Raw genomic sequence first — 6,313 nt, 5'->3', positions numbered from 1 at the left:
CTGGCACGTTCGCCGCGACGGCGACCGGGGCCAGCGACCCGCGGCGAACGTGCCAGCGTTGGGCCTGCCCTTCGGAGTCGCGGCCTTTCAGGTCGATCTCGGAGACGTCGAACCGCTGCATCATTTCCAGCAGCGATGCGACCGCCGGAAGATCGAACGGACCGTCGGCGGGGGCGCCGGCGACGGCGCTCCCCTCGTCGCCATGGGGGGCGTCGTCACGGTCGTCGTCGGCGGGTTCGTGGGCGTCGTCACTCATGCGGGGCGGGACCGGAGCGGGGCGGGCGGCCGAACGGGCGGCCAATCAGGCGAGACGGAGGCGAAGCGGTTCGGCGCGGGGCAGCGAGGACAACGTCTCGGCCCCCGCGGGGGTGACGAGGACGTCCTCTTCGATCCGAACGCCGAATCGACCGGGAAGGTACACGCCCGGCTCGACGGTGACGACCATGCCGGCGGTCGCGACGTCATCCGAAAGCGAACTCAGCCGGGCGGCCTCGTGAACCTGCAAGCCGATTCCGTGCCCCAGCCCATGCCCGAAGTAGTCGCCGTAGCCGGCCTCCGCGATCACCGCGCGGGACGCGGCGTCGACATCTTTCAGGGGAACGCCGGGTTTCAGCAGCGCGAGCGCCGCATCGACGGCCGCGTTGACCGTGTCGTACACGCGGCGGAACTCCTCCGGTTCCTCGCCCGTCAGCACGGTGCGGGTGAGGTCCGAAACGTATCCCCCGGGCATGCGGGCGCCCCAGTCGATTAGCAGCGAACCGGCGTCGCCGATCTTCGGATCGCCGACTTCGTAATGCGGACAGGCGCCGTTCTCGCCGACCGCGATGATCGGGGCGAAGCTGAAGCCCTTGGCGCCCCGCGCCCGCAACGCCGCTTCGAGGCGGTAGGAGAGATCGCGTTCCGATTCCCCGCCGCGGAGGTCGTTCAGCGTCTCCGTGAATGCTTCCTCGGCGACGGTTACTGCCGTGCGGATCTGTTCGATTTCCCACTCGTCCTTGGTCGCCCGCAAGCCCTCGACCAGTCCGTCGCTCGTCCGCAGCGGGGTGCCGGCGGCGGCCCCCTTCAGCTTTTCGAAGTCGTGGAGAGAGATGTGCTCCGCTTCCACCGCGACCGAACCGCGGACCTTGGCGAGTACCTTCACCGTGGAGTCGACGAAGCTTTCCGCCTGCGTGCGAATGGTGGCGTCCAGCCCGGGGCACTGCCGCTCGATCTGGGTGGCGTAGCGGCTGTCCGAGAGGAGCCGTTCGACGTCCGGCCCGATCAGCAGCCGGGCGCTGCTGCCGGTAAATCCGGTCAGATAGGCGATGTTGACCGTGCTGTCGACCAGCAAGGCGGCGACGTCGGGCTGCTGCTCCGCAAGCGCCGCCCGCAGGCGATCGCGGCGGGCGGCATGGGTTCCAGGAGGGGGCGTCGGCGTGGGCATGGTGCCGGGAGTGTAACGCCGAGGCTCCCCGGAGCCGCGGCGTTACAATGGGCAATGATGTCTTCCGCCGAAAACACCCCCACCGCCCGAACCCCCGACGCCAGCGTCGATCTCGCCCGCGCCGCGCGCTGCGGGTTTCCGGAGGTCGTGTTCGGCGAGGGGAAGACGGCAGAGCAGATCCGCGACGTCTTCACGGCCCAACGCGGCGCCGGGCAGCGGGGTCTTGCCACGCGGGTCAGCGACGAGGCCCGCGGCCTGCTTGCCGGCCAAATGCCGGACGCGGTCGTCAACGATCTGGCCCGGACGGTGCGATTCGGGGAGGCGAAGCGGGAGATCGGCTTCGTCCCGGTGCTCACCGCCGGCACGACGGACCGGCCGGTCGCGGAGGAAGCGCTCGAAACGCTGCGTTGGATGGGCGTGCGCACCGCGTTGATCGCGGACGTCGGCGTCGCCGGCCCGCACCGCCTGCCGGAGCGACTGCCGGAGGTGGAGGGGGCGGACGCCGCGGTGGTGGTCGCGGGGATGGAGGGGGCGCTGCCCAGCGTCGTCGGCGGGCACCTGAGCTGCCCGGTGATCGCGGTGCCGACCAGCGTGGGCTATGGGGCGAACTTCGGGGGACTGGCGGCCCTGTTGGGCATGTTGAACAGCTGCGCGGCGAACGTCGTCGTGGTGAATATCGACGGCGGGTTCAAGGGCGGCTACGTCGCCGGCCTGATCGCCACGGGGGCGAACGACCGGGAGTTGGACCGATGAGCGACCTCGCCGCGATGCCGCACCTCGACGCCGAATCGGCGGCGCTGCTGGCAAAAGCGGGGATCCACTCGCAGACGGCCCTCCGCGCGGCGGGCGCCGCGGACGCCTACATGAAGGTGCGGGCGAAGGCGCTGCGGCCCTCGGAAGACTTGCTGTGGGCGATCGAAGGAGCGCTGACGGGTATCGAACCGCACGACATCTCCGCCGATCGCCGCAACGACCTGCTGCATCAAACCGGAGACCTGCTGGCATGACCGTTCATCGCATCACGCCCGTCCCCGTGACGAGCATCCCCCGCCACCCAGATCGGGCCGCGGAAAGCCACAAGGGCGACTACGGACGCGTGCTGATCCTCGCCGGCAGCCGCGGCATGGCCGGCGCCGCGGCGCTCAGCGGGCTGGGGGCCCTCCGCGGCGGAGCGGGGTTGGTGACGGTGGCGTGCCCGGAGACCGTCGCGGATGTGGTCACGGGGATCGAACCCGGCCTGATGACCCGCCCGCTGCCGACCACCGGCGGTCACCTCATCGATCACCGCGATGGGCATTGGCTGGCCGATCTGGACGACCTGAAGCCGGACGTGTGGGCGGTCGGTCCCGGCCTCGGCCGGAGCGAAGCGGCTCAGAGGGCGGTGCAGGAACTGTGGGAGTCCTGCGAGGAGCCGGCGGTGTTCGACGCCGACGCCCTCAACGCCCTCGCCGATCAGGGCGGCGACTGGGCTGATCCGCCCGCCGACGCCGCGCGAGTGCTCACTCCGCACCCGGGCGAGTTCATGCGGCTGCTGATCGGCAGCGACATGCAGCCGGAAGAGGACTTCGAGTGGACCCCGGAGAACCGCGAATCCCTCGCCACGATGTTCGCCCGCGAACACAACGTCGTCCTCCTTCTCAAAGGCTCCCGCACGCTGGTCACGGACGGCGAACGGTTGTTCGAAAACCGCACCGGCAACCCCGGCATGGCCTCCGGCGGGTGCGGGGACGTGCTGACTGGACTGATCGCGGCGCTGATCGGGCAGGGAATGGAACCGTTCGAGGCCGCCTGCTGCGGCGCTCATCTGCACGGCCGGGCCGGCGATCTCGCCGCGGCGGAGCTGTCGCAGCCGGGGATGATCGCCTCCGACCTGCCGCGGTTCCTCGCAACCGCCTTCGCCGATCCCGGGTACGACTGACGCCGACGCTCCTCGACCGAAATCTCCCATGACCGCCGCCCGCACCGCCGCTTTCGCGTTTCTATCGCTCGGCGCCTCGGCGCTGGTCGGATGTCAGCCGGGGGACTTCCGGGCGGAAACGGAATTGAACCCCGACGGATCGGTCACCCGCACGGTTCAGCAGAAAACGCTCGCCGGGGAGGCCGACGCCTGGGACAGGCGGGACGAGGTCGTTTCGCCACGGAGCCGAGAGTGGGACAGCCCGCTCAACGACGTGGCGTCGCTCCCGGCGAAGCAGCAGAACCGCGGCGAAGGCGGGGTGCGGGCCTCCGGCCGATTCTCCTCCGCAGACGCGATCCCGGACTTCGTCGAGCTACCGATCGCGCCCTACTCCAACGTTCGCAAGGACGCCGACGTCCCGCCGTCGCGACTCAAACGGGATGTGTCGGTGACGCACTACGGCGTGCTCACCGTGTACGACTGGGAGGAGACGCTCACCGCCGGCACGGACCCGGTGCGGATGGAACGGACGCGCCGATTCGTGCTGGAGGAATCGGCCCCGCTGGTCCAGGCGGTGCTCGAAAAGGATCTGGGACCGGGGACCGACGCCTCCGCATTGAGCGAATGGATCCTCACGGTCGGCGACGCGTGGACCTCGGACCTGCTGGCCGCGTTGTTCGAGGCGGCCGCCCGCCCCGGTTCGCTGCTCGACGCTCCCCCGGAACGGATTCAGGAAATCGCCCGTCACTATGGGCTGGACGCTCCCGATCCCCGCGACGATCCGAAGGGCGCCGCAGCCGCGGGGCGGGCGTTTTCCCGAACGCTATTGGCGGAGCACGTCACCTTCGACGGCGAGCCGCTGGCCGGGGAGAAGTTGGACCGGGCGATGCGGGCGTTGATGCTGGACGGTTCGTCCGGCGGCATGGCCCTGTGGAACGGGGAACTGGTCGTGAAGTACGGGTCGGAACAGGCCGGGTACGACCTGTCGGGCGTGCTGATGGCCCGCTTCTTCGGCCCAAACGGGATGCTCACCTCCAGCGAGTCGTTCGCCTATCGTCACCGCACGCCCGGCCTGCTGCTCGAGACGAACGGTTCGATCCTGTCCCCCGGCGGCGACGGCGAACCGGCCGAGGCGTTGTTTCGCTTCAAGCTCCAAGACTCCTGGCCGTTCGGCCGCCCGATGACGGCCCGCTCCGTCGTCCTGCATGAGGAACGTCAGCGGGAATGGTTCGGCGAGGTTCTCCTCGACGACCGTGTGGCGGCGGTGCGGTTCCTTGAGCAGATGGAATACGACCATCTCCGCGACGAGTGGCTCGCCGCGGTCGAGGCGGGAGACACAAGAAAAATGCGGGACCTTCTCCCGTAGTCCCGCAGGCGAGCGGCGGGCGTCAGCCCACTGAGACGGCCGAACCACGGTTCTCTCAGCGACACGCTCAGCGGGCTGACGCCCGCCGCTCGCCTCATGGAGAATTACGAAGCGACGAGTGCCGCGGCCACCTGTTCTTCTGGGACGTCGGCGAAGATGCGGACCTCGCCCAACCGCACCGGCAGCACCAGTCGCAGGGCGCCGGCGACGTTCTTTTTGTCCGACCGCATCGCCGCCAGCACGGCGTCCGCGGAGGCGTCGACCGCGGCGGGCAACTCGATCGGCAGCTGGAAGCGTTGCAGGAGAGCCGTCTGCCGATCGAAGACCGCCTGTTCGATCATCCCCCGCGCGACCGCCAGTCGGGCGGCGCAAGTCATGCCGACGCTGACCGCTTCGCCGTGGCTCAGTACGCCGTAGCCGGCGAGATTCTCGAAGGCGTGGGCGAAGGTGTGGCCGTAGTTCAGCGTGGCTCGCACGCCGGTCGTTTCGAACTCATCCGCGGCCACGACCGCGGCCTTCAGTTCGCAACAACGAGCGATCAGCGGCACGAGCACGCCGGCCTCCCGGGCGAGGATCGCCTCGGCGTGCTTTTCGAGCCAGGCGAAGAACTCCGCATCGGAGATCACGCCGTACTTCACGACCTCCGCCAGCCCGCCGTGGTACTCGCGGTCCGGCAGGGTGGCCAACACGTCCGGGTCGATCAGCACGCCGGCCGGCTGGTGGAAGGCGCCGACGAGATTTTTGCCCCGGGGCAGGTTCACGCCGGTTTTGCCGCCCACGCTGCTGTCGACCATCGCCAACAGGCTGGTGGGAACCTGAACCAGCGCGATCCCCCGCATGTAGCTCGCCGCGGCGTACCCGGTGAGATCCCCGACCACCCCGCCGCCGACCGCGACGAGGCAGGCCCGCCGGTCGGCTTTCAGATCCAGCAGCGCCTCGAAGATCCCGTGCATCGATTCGAGCGACTTCGACCTCTCCCCCGCCGCGACGACGTGCACCTTGGCCGTCACGCCGACGCCCCGGAGGGCGTCGGCCATCGGAGTCGCGACGGTTTGGAGATGCTCGTCCGTCACCACCACCGCGGCCCGGCAGTCGGGCAGTCGCTCCGTGAGAAACCGCGGCAAAGCGGCCGATGAACCGGGTTCGAGGAGGATGTCGTAGCCGCTGGCGGGCCGGCCCCCGGGCGAAACTTGAACGGTTCGGGCGGCGATCGACACGACGGACTCGAAGGGGAAAACACGGAAACCGAGCGTCTGAAATCGCCCGAAGGCCCGACGCCGCCGCAAGATACGGCGATCACGGGAGTTCTCAAACATTCCCCGGCGGGATCGTCCCCCGCCCGAGGCGCCCCTTGCGACCCCACCGGGGGGCGGGATAATGACAGACGAGCGTCGCGACTGCCCCAGCGGTCCTGACGCCCCAGGGTGGCGACGCCCGCTGATTTCTCAACCCGACCGGCCGCACTGGCCCCCGCCGCCTCGCTCCCGCCTTGTGCGGAGCGGGGCGAACCCTTGTGCGACCCGGCCGTCTGATCTTCACGAGCTTCCATTCCCCGACACGCCCCGCCGACCCCGTCTCCGCCGCCGCCCCCTGTGTCGACGGCCCCGAGATCGGCAAATCCCACCGC

The 6,313-nt window shown here is 69.9% G+C and carries 7 protein-coding genes; 4 read left to right on the top strand and 3 right to left on the bottom strand.

Annotated elements, in window-relative coordinates; translation table 11 throughout:
• Together LzC2_RS19430 and LzC2_RS19425 are read right to left on the bottom strand one after the other, a co-directional pair.
• On the bottom strand, positions 1-256 hold a 256-nt coding region (locus LzC2_RS19430; RefSeq protein WP_171189690.1), incomplete at its 3' end, for a hypothetical protein.
• A gap of 45 nt (positions 257-301) precedes the next feature.
• Complete coding sequence (locus LzC2_RS19425; protein ID WP_171189689.1) at positions 302-1,423, bottom strand: M24 family metallopeptidase; 1,122 nt, start codon at positions 1,421-1,423, stop codon at positions 302-304.
• Positions 1,424-1,480: 57 nt separating this feature from the next.
• Here LzC2_RS19425 and larB point away from each other — a divergent pair, with 57 nt between their 5' ends.
• The 4 genes from larB to LzC2_RS19405 are packed head-to-tail and all read left to right on the top strand — an operon-like array spanning position 1,481 to position 4,686.
• A complete protein-coding gene (larB, locus tag LzC2_RS19420; RefSeq protein WP_246255204.1) occupies positions 1,481-2,176 on the top strand; it encodes a nickel pincer cofactor biosynthesis protein LarB in 696 nt (231 codons plus the stop codon).
• Entirely contained in the window at positions 2,173-2,430 is a 258-nt protein-coding gene (locus tag LzC2_RS19415) for a TfoX/Sxy family DNA transformation protein (RefSeq protein ID WP_171189687.1), read from the top strand. The genes larB and LzC2_RS19415 overlap by 4 nt, the downstream gene beginning before the upstream one ends.
• The gene (locus LzC2_RS19410; protein ID WP_171189686.1) at positions 2,427-3,341 is read left to right on the top strand and encodes an NAD(P)H-hydrate dehydratase; all 915 of its coding nucleotides are present in this window, start codon (positions 2,427-2,429) and stop codon (positions 3,339-3,341) included. Before LzC2_RS19415 ends, LzC2_RS19410 begins: the two co-directional genes overlap by 4 nt.
• Positions 3,342-3,369: 28 nt before the next feature.
• A complete protein-coding gene (locus tag LzC2_RS19405) occupies positions 3,370-4,686 on the top strand; it encodes a hypothetical protein (RefSeq protein WP_171189685.1) in 1,317 nt (438 codons plus the stop codon).
• A 104-nt stretch (positions 4,687-4,790) separates the two neighbouring features.
• On the opposite strand, the gene aroB is transcribed toward LzC2_RS19405, so the two are convergent.
• Positions 4,791-5,903, bottom strand: a complete 1,113-nt coding sequence (aroB, locus tag LzC2_RS19400; protein ID WP_206678813.1) for a 3-dehydroquinate synthase — start codon at positions 5,901-5,903, stop codon at positions 4,791-4,793.
• Positions 5,904-6,313: the final 410 nt, after the last annotated feature.

The sequence above is a fragment of the Alienimonas chondri genome (assembly GCF_013036045.1).
Lineage (GTDB): Bacteria > Planctomycetota > Planctomycetia > Planctomycetales > Planctomycetaceae > Alienimonas > Alienimonas chondri.
The sequence above is the reverse complement of the archived record's forward strand: the minus strand, read 5'-3'. Positions and strand labels throughout refer to the sequence as shown.